This is a genomic window from Arthrobacter sedimenti (genome assembly GCF_042652025.1).
Taxonomy (GTDB): domain Bacteria; phylum Actinomycetota; class Actinomycetes; order Actinomycetales; family Micrococcaceae; genus Arthrobacter; species Arthrobacter sedimenti.
Genome location: NZ_JBHSDQ010000004.1, coordinates 241219 through 261462, shown reverse-complemented (window position 1 = coordinate 261462; position 20244 = coordinate 241219). Strand labels below are relative to the sequence as shown.

The following is a 20244-nucleotide window of genomic DNA, read 5'->3' as shown; positions in this document are numbered from 1 at the left end:
GCCACAGTGCGGGCCTTTGCCGGGCGCTTTCTCCGCAGGCCCCGAAAACTTCGCTTGGCGTTCATTTCCCGCCGGCTCAGCTGTGGCCCTTCCCCCGTACCGTGAAGGCGTCCGGCGCACCACCACCTCCAGCAAGGATCCCCATGGCCACCCTCACGTACCTGCCCGTCGTCCTCACCAGCAGCAGCATCGACGGCGGCAGGGACGAAGAAGTGGTGGAGGCCAACGCTGCGATCGTCAACGCCATGCATCACGCCCTGCTGTTCAGGGATGAGATGTCTCCGGTTGCCGTGCGGAGCTGCCTGGTGGACTTTTACCTTTCCGAGGTACTGGAGGGCGGCTTTGCGCAGTATGCCGTGATGGTGGGCCGCCGCCTCGGTGCCGCCGACGCATTGGTGCGTGAGGGCATGGCCGCAATGGGTGCCGCCGCGCACCTGGACCTGTTCAACCGCGCCGTGGGAGCCTGCGGCACCGAAGCTGATCACGACGGCGTCTTCCGGCTGGCGGAGCTGGACGGCGAGTTTGAAGAGCTGCTGGAGCGCGAAAACATCACCGCCCTCAACTCCAGGTGGCTGCGTGGTCAGCCGGACCTGCTGGTGCTGGATGACGAGGAGATTGGGCCCTACATTCAGCGCGCGGCGGCCCTGGTTCCTGACTTGGCCGGCAGGAGAGCGGCCTTCGCCGGTGCCCCGGCTTCGCGGATCGCGGGAGCGCTGCGAAGCAGCCGGTGCGGACCGGCGATCCGGAACTTTTCCAGCGATTTGGGCGCAGGAAAAGAAACTTTTGAAGGTCCGTAACCTTTCCGCGACCCCAGGCGATGTAGTCGGTGATGGGTCCGCGCGGCGGGCCCAGTCCGATGTGTTGTCTAGGTTTGGAGAAGTAAATGTCTGTGTTCACCGTTCTCGCCACCAGCAAAGTCGCCGCCGGAGTCCTGGCCGCCGGAACCCTGGCAGTAGGAGGAACCGGTGCCGCCGCCGTCTCGGGCGTCCTCCCCACCCAGGCCCAGCAGACCGCCCACGATGTCTTCGGTGCTCCCGCCCCCAAGCTGGCAGCGGAAACAGCTGCTGACGCGAAGGCAACCCCCGCTCCCACCGCAACCGCCGCTGGGTCCGATGCCGTGAAGACCGCAGAAGCCACCGGGGACGCCACCGCCAAGGCTTCCGCCACCGCCGAGGCTTCGGACGAAAAGGTCAGCGCCGACGCAACGGAGACGGCAAAGGCCAACACGGCCGTTGACGCTGCCGGCCCCGCCGCCCTGGGCCTCTGCACCGCCTTCACTCACGGTGGCCTGGACGCTTCCTCCAAGGCGTTCTCCTCGCTGTCCATCGCAGCCAAGGGTGATGCGAACATCAAGAGCTACTGCGCTGACGTCGTTACCAAGGCTGACGCCGCCGCGAAGGCCGGCGCCGAAACCAAGGGTTCCGTGTCCGTCCAGGCTGAAAAGCCCGAGGTTCCGGCTGTTCCGTCGGTTCCCGCAGTTCCCGCCGTTCCGGCAGTTCCGGGTGTCGACGGCAAGACCACCGTCCCCGCGGTTCCTGCTGTCCCCGCTGTTCCGGCCACGGGCAACACGGTCCACGCGCCGTCGGTTTCGGCCCGCTAAGGCTCATTGGCTAGTCTGGACTGCGGCTTACCGGCCGCAGTCCGGTCAGCCGGGCGGGGCGCGCATGGTTGGCAGGGCGCCCCTGAAAGACCCGCAAAGAAGCAGCCGGATGACCAGGGGGACTGGCAGTCCGTACCGGAAACCGGGACACGGCGTGAGCCAGGTTCCGGGATGGAGGAGCCGCTGGTGCTAGACACTTTGGCCCAAGAAGAAATCGATATATTCGACAACGCAGCCGGAACCGATCCGGCCGCGTTGTTCGCTGCTGCCTATCGAACCTTCGCGGGCCCGGTGCAGGGGTACCTCAAAGCGCGCGGAGTGGATGACCCCGAGGCCGTCACCCAGGACGTCTTCCTGGCCTTCTATCCCCGGATCAGCAGCCTTACCGGCGGCATGCAGGGGGCCAAGTCCCTCATCTTCTCCATTGCCCACGCCCGCATGGTGGACCACTACCGCCGGCTGGAGCGCAGGCCGCAGCTCACACCCTACGACCCCCAGCACGACGGCCGGACCACGCCGTCAGCCGAAGACCACGCCGTGGAACTGACCGGCGGAGCCGCGGCCATGCTGGCGGGGCTCAGCGAGGAACACCAGGAGGTCCTGGCCCTTCGCGTCGTGGCCGACCTGTCCATCGACCAGGTGGCCGCCATCATGGGCAAGAGCGCCGGAGCCATCAAGCAGCTCCAGCGCCGGGCCCTGCAGAACCTCAAGGCACAAACGCTCAAGAGAAACCAGGCACATCATGAGTGACACCGCAGGATCCCGCAAAGGCGGGGCCATTGACCAGCTCCTGCTGGAGGCAGGCATGGGCGACGACGGCCAGCTCCGCGACGCCCTGGCCGACCTGCGATCCCTCGCAGCAGAGGCACCGGCGCCCTCCGCCGAAATCGCGGCGTTGATGGCAGGCTCCTCGCGAGCAGCCACGCTGGCCGAAACCTCTGTGCTTCCCACCGCCGGACCCACAGCAGGGGCCACCGTTGAAGACTGCGCCGCCCAAGCCGGCGCAGGGCAGCACTGGGCCGCATCGAAAACCGCGGACCAGCCTGCTGACGAACTCGCCGCCCGCCGCAAGGCCAAGCGCCGCATCACGCTCACCACACTGTCCGTAGCGGCATCGCTGGCGGCCGGCGGTGCGGTTGCCGCCGCCTCGGACCAGGGCTTCCGCGACTCCTTCACCCAGCTGAACCATGCCGTCACCACTTTCGTGACAGGCTCCGGCGTGACGCCCGCAGGCAACACCGGCGGCCAGGCACCCGCACCCATGCCCGTGGCACCCCGGCCGTCGGCAACCAGCAGCCCGGACTCCGTTCCGGCGGCACCGGGGCCTGCGTCGGCACCTGCCGTGGTGGCGCCGTCGAGCGTTCCTGCCCGGCCCGGGAACGCCCCCACCCACGGAGTACCCGCGGAAAAGCCGGCGGAGACCCCGGCGCGGCCTTCACTTCCCACGGATGTTCCGGGGGAAGTCAAGAAGGGCCTGGAACAGGGCAGCCCCAAACTGCCTGTTCCGGTGCCCACGGAAATCCCGCTTCCGGGCAAGGTCCCCGACGTTCCGCTGAAGTAGGCCGAACGCAGCCCTAGTAACCCTGGCCGGCGGCCTTGATCATCGCACCGGACGGATCCGACAGGTACCAGACGCCGCCAACGCCCTGGCCAAGGGTGTCGCCCGGCTTGGTGTCCTTCGCGAAGTAGTACAGCGGCATGCCGTTCAGGGTCACCTGTTTCTTCCCGTCCGGAGTGCTGATGGTGCCCAGTTTCCCGGTCACTCCCTCGGCCGATGGTGTGCCCGAGGTGGTGGTCAGCGGCGGCCACGAGACCAGGCAGGAACCGGTGCATGCGCTGGTGCCGGAGTCCTTGGTGTCCTTGGTGAAGAAGTAGAGGCTCATCCCTTTCGCGTCCACCACGATGCTGCCTGCCGTCGAGGAAGCCGTCTTAAGGTCGACAGCGGCCCCCGCCTGCGACGATGATGCGGGCGGTGACGAAGAAGTTGGGGACGGGCTGGCAGACGACGCCCCGGACGAGCCGGTGCCGGCGGTGCTGCCGGTTGTGCTGCCCGCAGCCGGGCTGCTGCCTGCCGGCGCTGTACTGCTGCTGCCGCAGCCGCTCAGGGTTGCCGCCAGGGCCAGGATGGCAAGGCCTGCCCCGAGATGTTGTTTCATGGTGTGCTCCTTGGCTGTGATGTTCCCTGCCGGGATCTTCGTGGCTGATGCCGTCATGGCCGGCGCCCGGACTCCTGCCACTGGGCGCCTACCCCTACGACGCCGCCGGGTAAAGAATGGTTCACATCACCGTCGAGCGGGGCTACGGAGCGGGCCGTTGAACCGTTGGGAGGCTTGATACGTGGTAACAGCCAGGAGCGCCGGTTGCTGCGGCGTTCCCGCGCAGCCGGCCGCGTGAGGGGACATGGGCGGTGCAGCGCCGGGGCAACGATGGGAGGGCCGGGATGCCGCTCGACGACAGCGTGGTGGAGTCCATCTACCGTGAACACGGCAGCGCCCTGCGCCGGTTCGTGCTCAGCGCCACCCATGACCCCCAGATCGCGGAGGACGTGGTGCAGGAAACCGTGCTCCGCGTCTGGCAGCACGCCCCGGACGTCAACGGCAGCTTCCGCAGTTACTTGTACCGCACAGCCAGGAACATCATGATCGATAACTACCGCCGGAGCCGGCGCCGCCCGCCGGAGGCGCTGGAGGGCAGCCCCACCGACCCGGTCGAGGTGATGGGACGCGTTGATGAGCTGCTCAACCGGGTGCTGATGGAGGAGGCATTGCTCCGGCTGAGCAAGGAACACCGGGACGTCCTGGTGGCCCTGCATTACCGCCGCTTCACGGTCAACGAGGCAGCGGTCCAGCTCAACATCCCCAGTGGCACGGTCAAGTCCCGCGCGTACTATGCACTCCGGGCCCTGCGCACCATCCTGGACGAAATGGGGGTGGAACGGTGAGCACCAATCCGCACACTTTGCTGGGCGCCTATGTGCTGGGCGGCCTCGAGCCCGCCGACCTTGCCCTCTTCGAGGCACATCTGCAGGGCTGCACCGGCTGCCGCAAGGAACTTGCAGTGCTGGAGAAGGTGCCCGCGCTGCTGGACGCGCTTCCCGTCCCCGACGCCGTGGCGCTTACCGACGCTCCCGGCAGCGAGACGGCTGACCCGGGCGTCCCCGTCCGCCTGTTCGACGAACTGGCGCGCCGGCGTCGGACATCACGACGGCGTTGGGCAGCCCTGGCGGGCGCGGTCGCCGCTGCCTGCCTGGCGGTGGGCCTGGCGGTGGGGCCTTTGCTGGCCCGGCCGCCGCAGCCGGACGCAACCTATTCCGTGGTGTCCGGGGGAGGGCTGCAGGTGAACATCGACATGGCCCGGAAGACGTGGGGGACCGAGCTTGCGGTGAGCGGCAGCAGCCTGCCGGCGGATGGGACGCTCTCGCTGTGGGTGCGAGACCGCGCCGGCGGGGAGGACCGGGCCTGTGCCTGGACGGCCACGCCCAGCGGAAAGGTCAAGGTCACGGGTGCAACGCCCATCCAGCTGGGCAGCATCTCCAGCGTGGAGCTGAGGGACGGTGCGCAGCACGCGGTGGCGGTGATTACGGTTCCCTAGGTCCTTGGCGAGTGGTCCCGGTTCCCCAGTGCTTTGAACTCCGCCACCAGGGCCTCGTCCTCGCAGGCACGGGCGAAGGCATCAATCCGCCGTTCGATCTCGTAGCGCAACAGCCAGCCACCGATCCGTTCCATGATGGGCCGGAGCAGGGCCGGGCGGCACGAAAAGGTGTACTTCCAGACGGCCCGGGTGCCGCCGTCGTCAGCCGTGAAACGCCAGCCGCCACCAAAGTTCGTGAAGAACCAGGGCCCTGAAACCATGGTCATGCCCACGTTCCGGGGAGGCGCGTACGAGACGTACTGGCTCACCATCTTCAGGCCCAGGCGGGACCTGGTGCGGGTGCGGACGCCCTTGCCCGCTGCCTGCGCTCCGTCAAGGAAAGCTTGGGCGGAGATGAAGGGGTCCCATTTGAGGCGGAACTCCCCGGTGGTCTGGGAGAAGGCAAACGCAGTCTCCGGGTCGATGCGGATTAGGCGTTCGGCACGTACCTGGGGCATCACCCCACCTCATCACACTTCGGCCGGCTACTTGGTCATTTTGGCCAGCCGGGCGCGCATGATCATGTACGCGCCGTAGCAGACCAGCCCGGCTCCCACTGCGGCGAGGAGATAGGGGCCCATGGGCTGGTCCCGGAGGGCACGCAGACCGCCGTCCAGGCCGGTGGAGTCCTCCGGGTGTTCCTTGATGGTGGCAATCACGATGAGCAAGCCGGTCAGCAGCAGCACCGCGCCCTTGGCCAGGTAACCCGCAACGCCCAGGGTAACCACCGCGGTCCGGGCCGTCCCGGAGGCCGGCATCCGCAGGTGCTTCTGGAAGGACTTTTTAGGGCCGCGCATGCCGTACGCCACGCCCGCCACCGCCACGGCCAAGCCAATCAGCACGAGCAAGGCCACCCCGCCCGGGGCCTGCACCATGGCGATGGTGAAATCGCTGGTGGCCTTGCGGTTGTCCCCGCCTGTCCCGGTGCCAGTGACAAAATGCCAAAGAGTCACGGCTAGGACGGCGTATACAACCGCCTGCAGGGCGGCCTTGGCCTTGTTCTTGACCTTTGTCTTGGTGGCCTGGTGGTTGAAGTCGAAAATCGCATCGCCCGTCTGCCAGAGCGACAACGCGGCGCAGGCCGCGAAGCTGCCCCACAGCAGGAACGGACCCACAGGCATGGTTGCCAACTCGGCCACCGCGCCGCTGAAATCCGCGCTGCCCGTTCCGCCCACGGCGAGCCGGACCGCAATGGCACCCACCAGCAGGTGCAGGATGCCGCTGACCGCAAACCCGGCCCGGGCCAGGAGCTCGAGGATGCGCGAATTCGTGACGTCCTCGGCCTTGTCGACCACCTGTTTCAGTTCTTCTTTTATCGTCTTTCCTTTGAGCAGGCGCGGTAGTGCGCTGGTGTGCGTGCCCTTCGTACTAGGGCAATCGTGCCACGTGTGCCGGGATGGTGGACAGTCGGCTCCTCACATCATCGCCTCCCGGAATACCGCGGCATGGGGAGGCTGGGGCGATGGGGAGGGATCCCCATCGCCCGGTCCCGGTACCTGTGCAACCATAAGGACCAGCGATTGACAGGTACCGCACTCTTTTCCCGGGGGAAACCATGACTTTTTACGGCGCAGACATAAGCCAGCTGCGGGCGCTGGCAAAAGCGGCGGACCAGGCAGCGTCCCTGCTGAGCAGCCGTGCCGGCTCACTGCACAGCCAGATCCAGTCCGCGCCCTGGAAGGGCAGGGACGGTGAACGCTTCCGCCAGGAGTGGAGCGCCAGCCACCGGCCCAGCCTCGACAAAGTCGTCGCCAGCCTTCGGGAAAACTCCAAAATCCTGATGAAGCACGCCGACGAGCAGGAGAAAGCTTCCACCCAGGGAAGCGGCGGCTCCGGCGGCGGCACCTGGGACCGGATCACCTCTTTGGCGACGCAGGCCAAGGAATGGTTCCAGGAAAAGGCCGAAGCCGCCAGGGCGCTCGCGGAACACCACCGGGAACTGGAATCTGGGCTTGACCGGATGCTCAACGCCAGCCCCGAAGAGCAGGCGAAGTGGTGGGCCGGGCTGTCCGACGCCGACCGCAGATACCTGATCGAGGGCGAGGGCAGCGATGGCCCCTTCGCCGAAGACCTCATGCGCATGGACGGCGGAATCCCCGCGGCCGCGCAGCAGCTGGCCAAGCAGCACCTCCAGGAGCTGGCCAAGGCGGACATCCCGGTCTATTCGGAGACGGGCAAGGCCTCCATCGAAGCCAGGGTCGCCTGGGTCCACGGGGGTGCCGAAGTGGGGACCGAGGTGGTGGAGAACGCCGACGGGTCCGCCACCATGAAGGTGTACGGAAACCTGGGCCTCGGCGTGAATGACACCACCGGCACGGCGGGGGCCACCCTGACCGGCGAGGTATCGCGCGAGTACACCTTCGGGAGCGTGGAGGAAGCCATGGCTGCCCGTGAACAGATGTACCGGGACCTGCCGCCGGACAGCATCGGCGACATCAAGGATGTGGCGGGCAATCCTCCCGGCTACGTCCTGGACACCATCAATGACGCTGCCAAGGACAACGGTTCCATGGGACAGACGGACAAGGCCAAGGGCACGTTCTCGCTCGATGCAAAGGGCGAGGCCGGCACGGCCTCGGGCGGGGCGAAGCTGGACCTGGCCTATGAGCGGAACCTGACGGACGGAACTTCCACAGCCAGCGGGGAGATCTCGGCGCAGGGCCAGCTTAAGCTTGACGGCCGGGTCTTCGAGGCGTCGGGCAAGGGCGGGCTGCAGGTCAACATGGACAAGAGCAACAACATCGACTCCGTCTCGGTGTCGATGGACGGCACCGTGGCGCAGGGCGTCACCTCCGGTGTGAAGACAGAGGCCGCAAAATTCGATTCCACCGTCACGGCAGGAACCCAGGGCACCGTCAAGATCGACGTGGACTATTCCCCGGAGAACCGCCCCATCATTGACAGCTACCTGCGTAACGTCGCGCTGGGGAATGACACGGGCGCCGCCCGTGACGCGGCACGGCTTTACGAGGCCGGATCCGCCACCGTCCAAGTGAACTCGGTGGTGACGGCCAAAAACGAGGCAGGCTTCGACGTGAAGCTGGGCGAGGTGGAGGTCAAGACCGAGAACCAGGCCACCACCAACGTTTCCACGTACTATAAGGTCCCCAACGACACCAAGCTCGAGAGGCTCTGAAACCCATGTCAGTGCACATCGAATCCCCGCTGGGCTTCACCGCAAACTTCCCCGAGCACACCCAGGTCCTGGACGACTCCACGGCCGGGCCCAACAGCGAACAGTACGGCCTGCTGAACGGCGTCCTGGTCACCGTGATCAAGGACGACACCTCCGTGCAGGACGCCCCCCAGGCCAACGGCTGGGCGCACCTGATGTCGGACTTCTACCTTGAGGAACGGGGCGGGACCCTCCTGGCGGAGGGGGAATTGAACCTGCCCGGCAAGGCTGCCTACGCCGTGGTGGTGGGATATGACGACGACGGCGGGCCGGCCAAGGTGGCTGCCACGGTCGGCGTGTGGGAGAGCGGGCGCTTCATTGGCGTCGTGGTCATCTGGCCCTACCTGAACCCGGAGGCGGAGCCCCGGCTGGACATGCTCAAGGAGATCGTGGGCTCCATCAGCGTGGGCTGAAGTCCTGCCCTGGACGTCGCCGTTCAGCGCCGCCGGTAGCAGAGGTCGAAAATCAACCTGCCGGCCTCGTGGGCCTTTGCCTCGAAGCTGGTCCTGATCCGGCCCTCGAAGCGCGGTGCCCAGCCGCCCGTTTCGTCCACGCCTTCGTTGGGGCCGGTGTGTTCCGTACTCACGGGAGCGCGTCCCTCGCGGACGGGTGCGCCGCCCACCACGGATTCAACGCCGGACTGCCACACCTGGGTCAGGGGGCTTTCGGGGCCGCGGCGCTCGCCGGTGTGCAGGTTCTCGAAGTCGGTGGACGCTGCCATCACGTCCCGGACGTGGACGGCGTAGTTGGACCAGTCAGTGGCGATCCGGAACAGGCCGCCGGGCTTAAGGGCCCGTGCCGCCAGGCTGGCGAACTCCGGCTGGATGAGCCGGCGCTTGTGGTGCCGCGACTTGTGCCAGGGGTCAGGGAAGAAGACCCACAGTTCGCTGACCGAGCCCTCGGGCAGCATGGTGGCCAGTACCTCCGGGGCGTTTGCCTCCACCACCCGGACATTGTTCAGGCGGCGGCTGTTGATCTTGATGATGGTGTTGGCCAGCCCTGGGGTGTAGACCTCCACGGCCAGGAAGTTCGTGTCCGGGTTCTGTTCCGCCGCGTGGCAGATGGCATCGCCAAGGCCCGAACCAATCTCGACAATGAGCGGGGCATCGCGGCCGAACTCAGCCGCCGCGTCGAAGGTGTAGTCGGGGTGGACCGAGGTGTTCGCTACGTGCCGCGGTACGTCGACGGCCCACCGCTCGGCGTGTTCAGCCCAGGCGGCCTGCCGCCGCCCCTGCAGGCGGGTGCCGCGGCGCACGAAGCTGACCGGGCGGCCGCCGTAAGTGCCAAAGGAGGCCTGGGTTCCGGGCGTCACGGGCCTTGGGACATGCGGCTGCTGGGGGTTTTCAGGGGATTCGCTCATCCATTCCAGAATAGCGCCGCGGGAACTGGCGGTGCGTGCTGGTGCCCGGAACATGCTTGTGGTCAGAACACGCCTATGAGGTCGAGCACCGGACCGAGGGCAAGGGCGAACACCAGGCCGCAGATACAAAGGGCAACAGCCGCCGCGGACCAACTTCCGGATCCGCGTGGCAACTGTTTCAGGGCTGGGAGGGCCTGGCGGAGACCGAGCGAGGCGAAAAGGACCGGCAGGCTGAACAGCACGAAGGGCGTCACCCACGGCCTGTCCGAATGGCCGTTGTCCGAGTAGGTCATCAACATGGCGAACATGGAAGCAGGGGCGGTGAGGAGCATGCTTGCAGGGGCAAGGATCGCCAGGACCAGGCTGTTGGTGGCCTTGCTGTTGGCTCCCGCATTGCCTGGTCCTTCGTTTCCAGGGCCGTTGTTGCCCAGCCCATTGATGCCGGCCCCGGTGCCCGTAGTTTCTACGCGTGCCGGACCGGGTTCCGGTTGTGGCGTGTTTTCCATGGTGCTCCCGTCGGTTGATGCAGCCATGCGCGGCCGCGGCTGCTTTCAACCTACGAAGCTGCGGGAAAGGCTGGAAGCTGCCCCTTCCCCTATGTGGAAAACCCACCTCTGCGGTCTCCTGCAAGAATGGGCCCATGAAGGACGCAATGAATGCCGAGGCAAGGAAGCAGCGGCGAAGGACAGACTCCGGGGACTCCCAGGGCGGGACCCGTGCCGGCAGCAGCCTGGTGGACCTCAGCACCCTGGTGGATGCGGAAATCGATGAACTCCCGGCGGCCGCACCCACCCGGGTGGGCAGCCGCCGGGCCCTGGCCTACCTGGGGGTGTGCCTGGTCCTGATCGGCCTGAACCTGCGCAGCGTCTTTTCCAGCCTCTCCGCAGTCCTTCCGGAAGTGACGTCCCAGGCGGCGCTGCCGGGCTGGTCCGTGGTGGTGCTGACCACGGTCCCCGTGACACTGCTCGGCGTATTCGCACCGCTCGCCCCTGTCCTGGCCCGTCGGTTCGGGGCTGAACGGGTGCTGCTGGGGGCCATGGCATTGCTGACCGCGGGGCTGCTGCTGCGGCCCGTGGACACCGGGGCAGGCACGGGCGGCGCAGGCCACCTGCCGGCCCTCCTGGTTGGCACGGCTGCCTGCGGCGCGGCCATCGCTCTCTGCAATGTGCTGCTTCCCGGCTTGGTGAAGCGCGACTTTCCCCACCGGCTGGGCCTCATGGGCGGCCTCTACACAACGGCCATCTGTGCGTCCGCCGCGCTGGGAGCCGGATTCACCTACCCGGTCTACACGGCGACGGGGGAGTGGACCAAGGCGCTGTGGGTCTGGGCGCTGCCCGCCGCCGTCGTGCTTCTCCTGTTCCTTCCCGTAGCCGTCCGGCAGGGGGCCGTCCGGCACCAGGCGGTACGGGACGGCGTGAACGTGTGGCGCTCCCCGGTCGCCTGGCAGGTAACCATCTTCATGGTGCTGCAGGCCATGATGTCCTTCAGCGGTTTCGCCTGGCTGGCGCCCATCCTCCGGGAGAGGGGCGTGGACGGTGCCACCGCAGGGCTCATTGTCGCCGTCTGCATCGTGCTGCAGATGCTGGGCTCGCTGTTCGCCCCTGCCCTGGCCGCGAGGTTCCGGGATCAGCGCGCCATCAATACCGTGGTGGCGTTGATGACCGGCGGCGGATTCGTGCTGAGCATCCTGGGTCCGCTCAACCTCATCTGGGTGTGGGCCGGACTGCTGGGGCTGGGGCAGGGAAGCCTCACCGCAGCGGCTCTGACCCTGATCATGCTCCGCACCCGCGACGGGCACACCGCCGCCCACCTCTCCGGCATGATGCAGGGCGTGGGCTACGGGGTGGGCTCCACCGGGACGCTCATGGTGGGCCAGCTGCACCAGGCCACCGGCTCCTTCGTGCCTGCCGGCATCCTTTTCATGGTGGTGGGCATGCTCGCGGCGGTCTTCGGCTACCGCTCGGGCCGGAACCGGTTCGTGGGGTAGGAACTGCCGTGCGGGACTCCACCCTTCCGGCCGCCCATCCCGCCACCGGGATCTTCCGGCCCCCGTACCTCTGGGTGACCATCGGTACGTGCGCCCTGGTGTTCCTCGCCGCGTTCGAGTCCCTGGCCGTCACTACCATCATGCCGCTGGTCAGCCGGGAGCTGGACGGCGGCAGCCTCTACGCCCTGGCCTTCGCCGGGCCGCTGGCAACCGGCGTGATCGGCATGGTGGGAGCCGGCAACTGGTCCGACCGGCGCGGGCCTGCCATGCCGTTGTACGCCTCTGTGTCGCTGTTCGTGCTGGGGCTCCTGATTGCGGGCAGTTCGGTGTCGATGCCGATGCTCGTAGCGGGGCGCCTGGTCCAGGGGCTCGGCGGCGGAGCCCTGACTGTTTCGCTCTACGTGCTGGTGGCGAGGTTCTTTCCCGGCCCGCTGCATCCCCGGATCTTCGCCGCGTTCTCAGCCGCGTGGGTGGTCCCCTCATTGGTGGGACCCTTCGCCGCCGGCGTGGTGGCCCAGGTCTTCAGCTGGCACTGGGTGTTCCTGGGCGTGGTGGGCCTGGTGATTCCCGCGCTGGCGATGATCGTGCCGGTACTCCGCAGCCTGGACGAGCCCCGGGAGTCCGTTCAGCCGCAAGGAACCAGCCAACCGGACGCGGCAGGACCATCAAGCCAAGCCGTTCCGCCGTGGGCTCTGGGGCGGCTGGGGTGGGCGGCGCTGGCAGCGCTCGCGGTGCTGGGCCTCAACCTCTCGGCCGACGCCAGCGTCCCCTCGTTCCCCGCCGCCACGGCACTCCTGGCAGCGGCCGCCGTCGTCCTTGCCCTGGTGGCCGTCCGGCCCTTGGTGCCCCGCGGTACCCTGGCCGCCCGGCGCGGACTGCCAAGCGTGATCCTGGCACGGGGGCTGGCGTCGGCGTCGTTTTTTGGTGCGGAGGTCTACCTTCCCTACCTGCTGATCGACCAGTACGCGTTCCCGCCCACCCTGGCCGGCCTGACGCTGACCGGGGGAGCGCTGGCCTGGGCCGGTGCTGCGGCGGTCCAGGGAAGGCTGGGGTCCCGGCTGCCGCACCAAAGCGCGGTGCAGACCGGCTCGCTGATGGTCCTGGCCGCGGTGCTCCTGGCCCTCGCCACCACGGCACTGCACTGGCCGCCCGCCATCGCCATTGCGGGCTGGGTCCTGGCCGGCGGTGGCATGGGCCTGCTCTACCCGCGCCTCAGCGTGATGACCCTGGCGCTCTCCACCAAGGAAAATGAGGGCTTCAACAGCTCCGCCATGTCCATTTCCGACTCCCTGGGCGGTGCGCTGTCGCTGGCCACCACGGGGATAGTCTTTGCGGCATCTACGACGGCGGTCCAGTCCTTCGCGGGCGTCTTCGCCTTCACCGCGGCCATTGCAGTCGGCGCCGCGCTGGTAGCGCCCCGGGTTACCGGCCGTACACGCTGAACCACCAGTACGGCCGAACGAGACGGTCAGGCGAGCCGGGTTGCCCGGAGCACTACGTCGGCGATGGTCGCTTCCTGCCCTTCCGGCCCGGTCACCGGCCGTTCCCGTGCAGTGAGGACCTCCAGCTGCCACTCCGGGCGGCCGTTGGCATCATGCCGGTCCAGCCCGAGCTCCTGCACCAGCTGGTCGCCCGTGTAGAACATGCCGGCGTGGTGGTGCGCCGGGCCCCAGGGCGGCAGCCGGTCCGGGTGGTGGCCCACCACCAGCAGGGTCCCGCCCGGCTTCACCGCGGAGGCCGCTGTGCGCAGGGGAATCCGCCAGTCGAGTTCCTGCGAATGCAGGAACTGTGACGTCACCAGGTCGTAGGAAGCTTCCGGCTGCCACTGCGTCAGGTCCGCAAGCTGCCACATGATCCGGCTGTCGATCCCACCGTTGGACGCTTGCACGCTTTCCCGCGCCAGTTCGGCCAGCTCGTGTGAGTGCGCCCGCTCAAGGGCGACGGCGGAAACATCGACGGCGGTCACGGACCAGCCCTGCTGGGCAAGCCAGATGGCGTCGGCACCTTCGCCGCAGCCCAGTTCCAGCGCCTTTCCAGGACGCAGGCCGCCGGCTTCACGGACCAGCTGCGGGTTGGGCTTCCCGCTCCAGAGCCGCGCCTTGGTGCGGTACCGCTCGTCCCATACGGACGCGGCATCAATGCTGCCGCCGGCCGCCTCCGGTGCGCCGCCGCCGTCGTGCGCTTGATTCCCGTGCGCTTCCTGCTGGTGCCTGTCCTGGTGCTGCTCAGGGTGTTCGTTCATGCGTCAACACTGCCCCGCCGGGCCGTCCAAGGCAACGCCGCGGAAGGGTGCCGGGCGTCGGGATGCTAGACTGGGGGAACTTGATGTGCAGTGATGCCCGCCTGCTCCGCGTCTGGAGATACTTTCCAGGGAGTGGGCTTTCTTCATGTGAGAGGCACATCCTGCGTCGATGAACGCGTTCCATTTGGTCCCGGCCGGCTGTCCTTATTTACAGCGCCCGGTTGATCACCTGACTTTTCTTCGGCGAAACCCCTGGTCCAACCGGCATCGGGGGCCGATATCCGCCCGGATACCGCCAGAAAGACCGTAAAAACTACATGACTACTTTTGCTGCCCTCGGTACTCCCAAGGCCCTTGCAGACACCCTTTCCGCGCAGGGAATCGTTGAACCGTTTCCCATCCAGGTCAAGACCCTTCCGGACACGCTGTCCGGTCGAGATGTCCTGGGCCGTGGCCGGACCGGATCCGGTAAAACCATCGCTTTCGCCATCCCGCTTGTAGCAAGACTCGCTGAGCGGGAAGCCAAGCACTTCCGCAAGCCCGGCCGCCCCATGGGCCTGGTCCTGGCACCCACCCGTGAACTGGCCACCCAGATCAACGCCACCATCGAGCCGCTGGCCAAGGCCGCCGGGCTGAACACCACCGTGATCTACGGCGGTATTTCCCAGGCGCGCCAGGAAAAGGCCTTGCGCGCCGGCGTCGACATCGTCATCGCCTGCCCCGGCCGCCTGGAGGACCTGATCCGCCAGCGCATCCTCACCCTCGAGGCCGTGGAAATCACCGTCCTGGACGAGGCCGACCACATGGCCGACCTCGGCTTCCTGCCCGTGGTCAAGAAGCTCATGGACATGACCCCCAGCCAGGGCCAGCGGCTGCTCTTCTCCGCCACCCTGGACAATGGCGTGGACAAGATCGTCCAGCGCTACCTGTCCAACCCGCTCACGCACTCGGTGGATGATCCGCAGGCAGCTGTGACCACCATGGAGCACCACGTGCTGGTGGTCAACGACCAGACCGTCAAGAAGCAGCTGATCGTGGAGTTGGCCTCCGGTGCCGGCCGCCGCGTCCTCTTCATGCGGACCAAGCACCACGCCCGCAAGCTGGCCAAGACCCTGACCGACGCCGGCATCCCCGCCGTCGACCTGCACGGCAACCTCTCGCAGAACGCCCGTGACCGCAACCTGGCCGAGTTCTCCAACGGTGACGTCCGCGTCCTGGTCGCCACCGACGTCGCAGCCCGCGGCGTGCACGTTGACGACGTCGAACTGGTCATCCACGTGGATCCGCCCACCGAGCACAAGGCATACCTGCACCGCTCCGGCCGCACCGCCCGTGCCGGCTCCGACGGCACCGTGGTCACCCTGACCCTGCCCGAGCAGCAGACGGACGTGAAGAAGCTCATGAAGGCCGCAGGCGTGGACGTCAGCTTCGAACGCGTCACCGCCAACTCGCCCATCGTGGCCGAACTCGTCGGTGACATCGCCGAAAAGGTGGACCCGCGTACCCGCGCGGCACTGCTGGCCGCCAAAGCCCCCAAACAGGGCGGCGGCACCTCCACCGGAGCCAACGCCGAGCGCAAGCGCGCACGCCGCCAGGCTGCCCCCACCGCCGGCGGCCGTGGTGGCCGTGGCGGACGCGGCAAGGTTGCAGCCGAGGCAGTACGCACCGACGTACCCCGCGCCGAGCGCCGCGCCGTTGCATTCGAAGGCCGCACCGAGGCCCGCGCAGCATTCGACCGCAACGCCGAGCAGAACGAGGACCGCGCAGTAGCCGCAGCAGCTGCCCGCCGCAACGCCCGCGGCCGCGGCACGGCTTCCACGCACCGCAACGACGTTCCCGCAGCAGGTGGCCGCTCATCGGCCGGCCGCGGATCGAACGGACGTGCAGCCGAGGGCCGCAGCGATTCCCGGATCACCCGCAGCGAGGCTCCCCGCGGCGGCACGGGCCGTCCCGCATCCGGTGGACGCGCCGCTTCCGGCGGGCGTCCGGCAACCGGCGGCGGCCAGCGCAGTGGACGCCCCGCGACCGGACAGCGCGCAGCAGCCACCGGCGGCAGCAAGGCCGTCTGGTCTTCCAACACCGGCGGCACCTCCGGCGGTTCGTTCGGCTCAGGCAACGGCGGTTCGGGCAACGGCGGTTCAGGCCGTCCGGCCCGCAGCGGCCCCCGCCGCGCCTCCGCCCCGGCCTCCAACGAGCGCCGGGGACGGTAGCCCCACCGGCTCCCTCGTCTCGCAAGCTCGACCAGGGAACCCTGCCGGCGTGGGCCCCGCCCAGCCCATCGAGTGCTCCGATAACGTCGTTTAGGAGGTTCTAAACGACAGTTACGGAGCACTCGATGCGTTAAACGGTGTTTAGCAGCCAAGGACGCGGCTGCCCGCCGCGGTCCTGCTCAGGTCAGGGCGGCCATCGCGGCGGCACCCACCAGGCCCAGTCCCATCACGGCAGCCCCCGTGGCTGCAATTACCCGGCCGGGGAAGGCCCCGCGGACCATCAGCATCGACGGCAGGCTCAGGGCGGGCAGGGTCAGCACCAGGGCGCCCAGGGGAACCAGTCCAACTCCAGCGGCCATCAACGCGCCGATGATGGGGATCTCCGCGGCCGTCGGGATCACGAACAGGGTTCCGACGACGGCGAGCAGGACGGCTGCGAGCACGCCCCACGACGCGAGCGTGCCGGCCTCCGGAAACAGCCAGCCACGGAAGGCACCCAGGAGCATCACAACCACCGCATACTCCGGCAGGAGGCGCACCGACAACCGGGCCAGGGCCTTGGCGAACCGGCGGACAGCGCCAACGGCAGTCACGGTTTCGGCGGACTGCTCCACCGGTTCCGCGACGCTGGTCCCTTTTGCCAGGCGGCTCACGAGCAGCGTGACACCAAAGACAAGGATCACGCCGGTGCCCACACGGACGGCGACGAACTGCCATGGGAGCACAAAGGCCATGAATGCCAGGGCTGCCGGATTGAGCACGGGGTTGCCCAACCAGTAAGCGAGGGCGGAGCTCACCGGAACCCCTCTGCGGCGGACGTTCAACGCAACGGGGGCGGCGCAGCACGTGCACATCATTGACGACATCGACAGAAGCCCGCCGCAGACCGTGCTCGCCGCCGGGCCACGCCTGGCCTGGAACAGCGCGAGCAGCCGGCGGGCCGGAAGAAACGCCTCCACCGCCGCGGCCACGAGCAGGCCGGCCACGAGCGCCTGCCAGATCGATGCGACGTAGCCCAGGCTGTACTCGATGGCCGCGTTCCACGAGGGGGCAGGCGGCGCACTTGCCTTGCCGGACAGGACGGAGTTTCCCAGCGAGTGGCTGCCCGCCACCACCGGGATCTTGAGGGCGTAGGGGTACCACTTGGCCCACACGAGGACCGCGATGGCTATCCCGGCCGTGGCCAGCGTTCCTGCAAGGAGCATTCGCCGGTGACGCGCGGCGGAGTTCGGCGTCAGCTCCTGGTCCAGCCGCCCGTTGTCTTGGGCGTCGATGCCCACGGCAATGTCCTTCATGCGTTCCCGGACCCTCTCTTCGTGGGATTTGGCGGCAGTTGGCTGATCACTACCAGCCCCTGGCGCGCCACTCTTCCAGGTGCGGGCGTTCGGCACCCAAGGTGGTTGGCTTGCCATGGCCGGGATGGACGACGGCGCTGTCCGGGTAGGCGCCGAACAGCCGCTCCGTGACATCGGTCAGGAGCTGGTTGAACCGTGCAGGATCCTTATCCGTGTTGCCCACCCCGCCGGGGAACAGCGAGTCGCCCGAAAAGATGTGCGCCGGCCCTTCCGGGTCCTGGTACACAAAGGCAATGGAACCGGGCGTGTGGCCGCGCAGGTGAACTGCGGTCACATCAAAACCATCGAAGTTGCCGACGTCGCCATGGCTGACCCGGACGTCCACGGCGACCGGCAACGCATCGGCGTCATCCGCGCCGGCAGCTGTCCGCGCCCCCGTTGCCGCCACCAGTTCCTCCAGCGCCCGCACGTGGTCCCAGTGCTGGTGCGTGGTGGCAATCAGGGCAAGCCGGGGGGCCGCCGACGTGTCCGCGGCCCCGTCCGCCAGCAACTGCTGGATGGCGGGCAGATCGTCAGCGGCATCAATCAGCAGCTGCGCTCCGCTCTCCTTGGCGGTCAGCAGGTACACGTTGTTGTCCATCGCGCTGACGGAGATGCTGCGGATGGTGAGGGCAGGCAGGTCGTAGAGAAGTGAGTCCACGGGCCTAGTCCTGGGAAGTCTGCAGGTCGAGCGGCATGGTTGCGGAGTAGACCTGCTTTGACGGTGTCCCGGCGAGGACCTCACCCAGCCTGTGCTTTCCCTCCGGCGTCTTCCGCCATGCCGCGTAGTCGTCGTGGTCCTGGGTGGTGGCCCAGGTTTCCACTACCAGGATGTGGCAGGGATCAGCGTCGTCCACCAGGGCTTCGATGCCCAGGTTGCCGGGCCAGGCGCGGGTGGCGGCGAGGGTTTCAGACAGGTATCCGGCGGCGTCGTCCCGGCGGGCCGGGTCAATCTGGACTTCGAAGTGCACGATGGCAGGCATGGGGCTCCTTGGGGTTGGGTCGGTTGGTGGTGGAACGAGATGCTATTCGCGGCCCTCGGACACCCATTTAGGGTCCGCGGAACGGGAGCCGACGACCGCGTCCGAGGCCGCCTCCAGTGCTTCCAGGTGCGCCGGGGTGAGTTCCAGGGACAATGCGCCGAGGTTTTCGTCGATGCGGGCGGCCTTGCGGGTGCCGGGGATGGGGACCACAGGCAGGCCCAGCCGCTTGCCCTGCGCCAGCAGCCAGGCGAGGGCAACCTGCGCGGGTGTGGCCTGCAGCTGGTCCGCCACGGACCGGACCGCGTCCACCACGGCCTGGTTGGCGCTTGCGGCATCGGGGGCGAAACGGGGGATGTTCCGGCGGAAGTCCTTGTCGCCCAGGCTCGAGGTGTCCACGGTGCCGGTGAGGAAACCGCGGCCCAGCGGGGAGTAGGGAACGAAGCCCACGCCCAGGGCGGCGGCTGCGGGAACCACGTTGCGTTCCACGTCCCGGCTCCAGATGGACCATTCGCTTTGGACCGCGGCGATTGGGTGGACCGCCGAGGCGTCCTGTAGTTCCTGTGCCGTCACCTCGGACAGGCCCAGGTGCTTGACCTTTCCCTGCTTCACCAGCTCGGCCATGGCGCCCACGGTTTCCTCAATGGGAACGCGCACGTCCCGGCGGTGCATGTAGTAGAGGTCGATCACGTCCGTGCCCAGCCGCTGCAGGCTCCGCTCCACGGCCTGGCGCACGTACGCAGCATCACCGCGGATGTCCGTGTAGCCGTCCGTGGGCGTGCCCACCAGCGCGAACTTGGTGGCGAGCTGGACCTCGTCCCGCCGGTCCTTGAGCAGCTGGGAAATGAGCTCCTCGTTGCTGCCCCCGCCGTAGATGTCCGCGGTGTCAATGAAGCTGACACCGGCGTCGACGGCGTGGTGCAGCGTCTGCAGCGCCTCGGCTGGGTCCACCTCGCCGTACACGGGTGTGAGTGCCATGCCGCCGAAGCCCAGGGGGCTGACGGCCAGGCCGTCGCCGAGCTGGACAGTACTGCCGGAATGGGTGGGGGCGTTAGCCATGGGTGCTCCTGTTCGTTTCCTGAAAATGAAGTTACAGCCAGGGTATGACGCGGTCCGCGGCCGGGCGGGTGGCCTGGATGAGCCGGGCATTGGCCTCGTCGGGTCCAGTGGCCCACGCAAGCGCGGCCTCCCGGTCCATCCCGAACGACACATGGCGGTCCACCAGCCTCTGCAGCCGCAGCTCGTGCGGGGTTTCGAGGAACCATACCTCGTCCAGCTGCGCCCGCACCCCCTTCCACGGCTCCTGGTCCGCCAGCAGGTAGTTCCCCTCGGTGATCACCAGCGGGACGTCGGCGGGAACGGCGATGGACGCGGCCACCGGTTCATCCAGGGTGCGGCGAAACTCCGGCGCGTACACCACTGCCTCGTCCCGGCACGCCAGGCGCCGCAGCAGCGAAAGGTACCCGCCGCCGTCGAACGTGTCGATGGCGCCCTTCCGCGCCCGCAACGGCGTGCCCTCGATGATCGCGTTGCCCAGGTGGAAGCCGTCCATGGGCACCACAACCGAGGTTCCCAGGCTGAACTGCTCCTGGAGCCAGGTCGCGAACGTGGACTTTCCGGACCCCGGCGCCCCGGCGATGCCCAGGATGGTCCGCGAGCCAGGCACCATCCTGCGCCGCAGCGCATCGACGGCCTGGGCGATCTCGGGGGAGTCCATGGCAAAAGC

The 20244-nt window shown here is 68.0% G+C and carries 22 protein-coding genes; 11 read left to right on the top strand and 11 right to left on the bottom strand.

Annotated elements, in window-relative coordinates; genetic code table 11:
- The first annotated feature begins 143 nt into the window (after window positions 1–143).
- The 4 genes from ACFO0G_RS11815 (at window position 144) to ACFO0G_RS11800 (ending at window position 3161) form a co-directional block, all read left to right on the top strand.
- Window positions 144–797: a DMP19 family protein gene (locus ACFO0G_RS11815; RefSeq protein ID WP_376977774.1), complete on the top strand. Its 654-nt coding sequence runs from the start codon at window positions 144–146 to the stop codon at window positions 795–797.
- 86 nt (window positions 798–883) lie between these two features.
- The gene (locus ACFO0G_RS11810) at window positions 884–1600 is read left to right on the top strand and encodes a protein tyrosine phosphatase (RefSeq protein ID WP_376977772.1); all 717 of its coding nucleotides are present in this window, start codon (window positions 884–886) and stop codon (window positions 1598–1600) included.
- A gap of 171 nt (window positions 1601–1771) precedes the next feature.
- On the top strand, window positions 1772–2350 hold the full coding sequence (locus ACFO0G_RS11805) for an RNA polymerase sigma factor (RefSeq protein ID WP_286399787.1): 579 nt from the start codon (window positions 1772–1774) through the stop codon (window positions 2348–2350).
- The gene (locus ACFO0G_RS11800; protein WP_376977770.1) at window positions 2343–3161 is read left to right on the top strand and encodes a hypothetical protein; all 819 of its coding nucleotides are present in this window, start codon (window positions 2343–2345) and stop codon (window positions 3159–3161) included. The genes ACFO0G_RS11805 and ACFO0G_RS11800 overlap by 8 nt, the downstream gene beginning before the upstream one ends.
- A gap of 13 nt (window positions 3162–3174) precedes the next feature.
- On the opposite strand, the gene ACFO0G_RS11795 is transcribed toward ACFO0G_RS11800, so the two are convergent.
- Window positions 3175–3756, bottom strand: a complete 582-nt coding sequence (locus ACFO0G_RS11795; RefSeq protein ID WP_376977768.1) for a COG4315 family predicted lipoprotein — start codon at window positions 3754–3756, stop codon at window positions 3175–3177.
- A 284-nt stretch (window positions 3757–4040) separates the two neighbouring features.
- Here ACFO0G_RS11795 and ACFO0G_RS11790 point away from each other — a divergent pair, with 284 nt between their 5' ends.
- Window positions 4041–4541, top strand: coding sequence for a sigma-70 family RNA polymerase sigma factor (locus ACFO0G_RS11790; protein WP_286399779.1), 501 nt, complete (start codon window positions 4041–4043; stop codon window positions 4539–4541).
- Window positions 4538–5191, top strand: coding sequence for an anti-sigma factor family protein (locus ACFO0G_RS11785; RefSeq protein ID WP_376977766.1), 654 nt, complete (start codon window positions 4538–4540; stop codon window positions 5189–5191). The genes ACFO0G_RS11790 and ACFO0G_RS11785 overlap by 4 nt, the downstream gene beginning before the upstream one ends.
- On the opposite strand, the gene ACFO0G_RS11780 is transcribed toward ACFO0G_RS11785, so the two are convergent.
- Entirely contained in the window at window positions 5188–5688 is a 501-nt protein-coding gene (locus ACFO0G_RS11780; RefSeq protein WP_376977764.1) for an SRPBCC family protein, read from the bottom strand. The genes ACFO0G_RS11785 and ACFO0G_RS11780 overlap by 4 nt on opposite strands.
- A 27-nt stretch (window positions 5689–5715) precedes the next feature.
- Window positions 5716–6534: a DUF1206 domain-containing protein gene (locus ACFO0G_RS11775; RefSeq protein ID WP_376977993.1), complete on the bottom strand. Its 819-nt coding sequence runs from the start codon at window positions 6532–6534 to the stop codon at window positions 5716–5718.
- A gap of 251 nt (window positions 6535–6785) precedes the next feature.
- On the opposite strand from ACFO0G_RS11775, the gene ACFO0G_RS11770 reads away from it, so the two are divergent.
- Window positions 6786–8366 (top strand): fimbrial protein, encoded by a 1581-nt coding sequence (locus ACFO0G_RS11770; protein WP_376977762.1) that lies wholly within the window; start codon window positions 6786–6788, stop codon window positions 8364–8366.
- A gap of 5 nt (window positions 8367–8371) precedes the next feature.
- A complete protein-coding gene (locus ACFO0G_RS11765) occupies window positions 8372–8818 on the top strand; it encodes a hypothetical protein (protein WP_376977760.1) in 447 nt (148 codons plus the stop codon).
- 23 nt (window positions 8819–8841) lie between these two features.
- On the opposite strand, the gene trmB is transcribed toward ACFO0G_RS11765, so the two are convergent.
- Together trmB and ACFO0G_RS11755 are read right to left on the bottom strand one after the other, a co-directional pair.
- On the bottom strand, window positions 8842–9765 hold the full coding sequence (gene trmB / locus ACFO0G_RS11760) for a tRNA (guanosine(46)-N7)-methyltransferase TrmB (protein WP_286399766.1): 924 nt from the start codon (window positions 9763–9765) through the stop codon (window positions 8842–8844).
- A 62-nt stretch (window positions 9766–9827) separates the two neighbouring features.
- Window positions 9828–10298: a hypothetical protein gene (locus ACFO0G_RS11755; protein ID WP_286399763.1), complete on the bottom strand. Its 471-nt coding sequence runs from the start codon at window positions 10296–10298 to the stop codon at window positions 9828–9830.
- A gap of 107 nt (window positions 10299–10405) precedes the next feature.
- Between ACFO0G_RS11755 and ACFO0G_RS11750 the strand changes: the two genes are divergently transcribed.
- Window positions 10406–11752: an MFS transporter gene (locus ACFO0G_RS11750; protein ID WP_286399760.1), complete on the top strand. Its 1347-nt coding sequence runs from the start codon at window positions 10406–10408 to the stop codon at window positions 11750–11752.
- An 8-nt stretch (window positions 11753–11760) separates the two neighbouring features.
- The gene (locus ACFO0G_RS11745; protein ID WP_286399757.1) at window positions 11761–13194 is read left to right on the top strand and encodes an MFS transporter; all 1434 of its coding nucleotides are present in this window, start codon (window positions 11761–11763) and stop codon (window positions 13192–13194) included.
- A gap of 26 nt (window positions 13195–13220) precedes the next feature.
- Here the strand turns inward: ACFO0G_RS11745 and ACFO0G_RS11740 are convergent, their stop codons facing one another.
- Window positions 13221–13994 (bottom strand): SAM-dependent methyltransferase, encoded by a 774-nt coding sequence (locus ACFO0G_RS11740; RefSeq protein ID WP_286399754.1) that lies wholly within the window; start codon window positions 13992–13994, stop codon window positions 13221–13223.
- A gap of 317 nt (window positions 13995–14311) precedes the next feature.
- Here ACFO0G_RS11740 and ACFO0G_RS11735 point away from each other — a divergent pair, with 317 nt between their 5' ends.
- On the top strand, window positions 14312–16204 hold the full coding sequence (locus ACFO0G_RS11735; protein ID WP_376977757.1) for a DEAD/DEAH box helicase: 1893 nt from the start codon (window positions 14312–14314) through the stop codon (window positions 16202–16204).
- Between the two features lie 179 nt (window positions 16205–16383).
- Here ACFO0G_RS11735 and ACFO0G_RS11730 read toward each other — a convergent pair whose 3' ends face one another.
- Genes ACFO0G_RS11730 through ACFO0G_RS11710 form a run of 5 tightly spaced genes read right to left on the bottom strand, consistent with a single transcriptional unit; the run spans window position 16384 to window position 20235 of the window.
- Window positions 16384–17499 carry a permease gene (locus tag ACFO0G_RS11730; RefSeq protein ID WP_376977755.1) on the bottom strand — a complete coding sequence of 372 codons (1116 nt, stop codon included), beginning with the start codon at window positions 17497–17499 and terminating at the stop codon, window positions 16384–16386.
- 49 nt (window positions 17500–17548) lie between these two features.
- Window positions 17549–18199, bottom strand: a complete 651-nt coding sequence (locus ACFO0G_RS11725; protein WP_376977753.1) for an MBL fold metallo-hydrolase — start codon at window positions 18197–18199, stop codon at window positions 17549–17551.
- 4 nt (window positions 18200–18203) lie between these two features.
- Window positions 18204–18521 carry a putative quinol monooxygenase gene (locus tag ACFO0G_RS11720; protein WP_376977751.1) on the bottom strand — a complete coding sequence of 106 codons (318 nt, stop codon included), beginning with the start codon at window positions 18519–18521 and terminating at the stop codon, window positions 18204–18206.
- 42 nt (window positions 18522–18563) lie between these two features.
- Window positions 18564–19577 (bottom strand): aldo/keto reductase, encoded by a 1014-nt coding sequence (locus tag ACFO0G_RS11715; RefSeq protein ID WP_376977749.1) that lies wholly within the window; start codon window positions 19575–19577, stop codon window positions 18564–18566.
- Between the two features lie 31 nt (window positions 19578–19608).
- A complete protein-coding gene (locus ACFO0G_RS11710) occupies window positions 19609–20235 on the bottom strand; it encodes a nucleoside/nucleotide kinase family protein (RefSeq protein ID WP_286399735.1) in 627 nt (208 codons plus the stop codon).
- Window positions 20236–20244 lie beyond the last annotated feature (9 nt).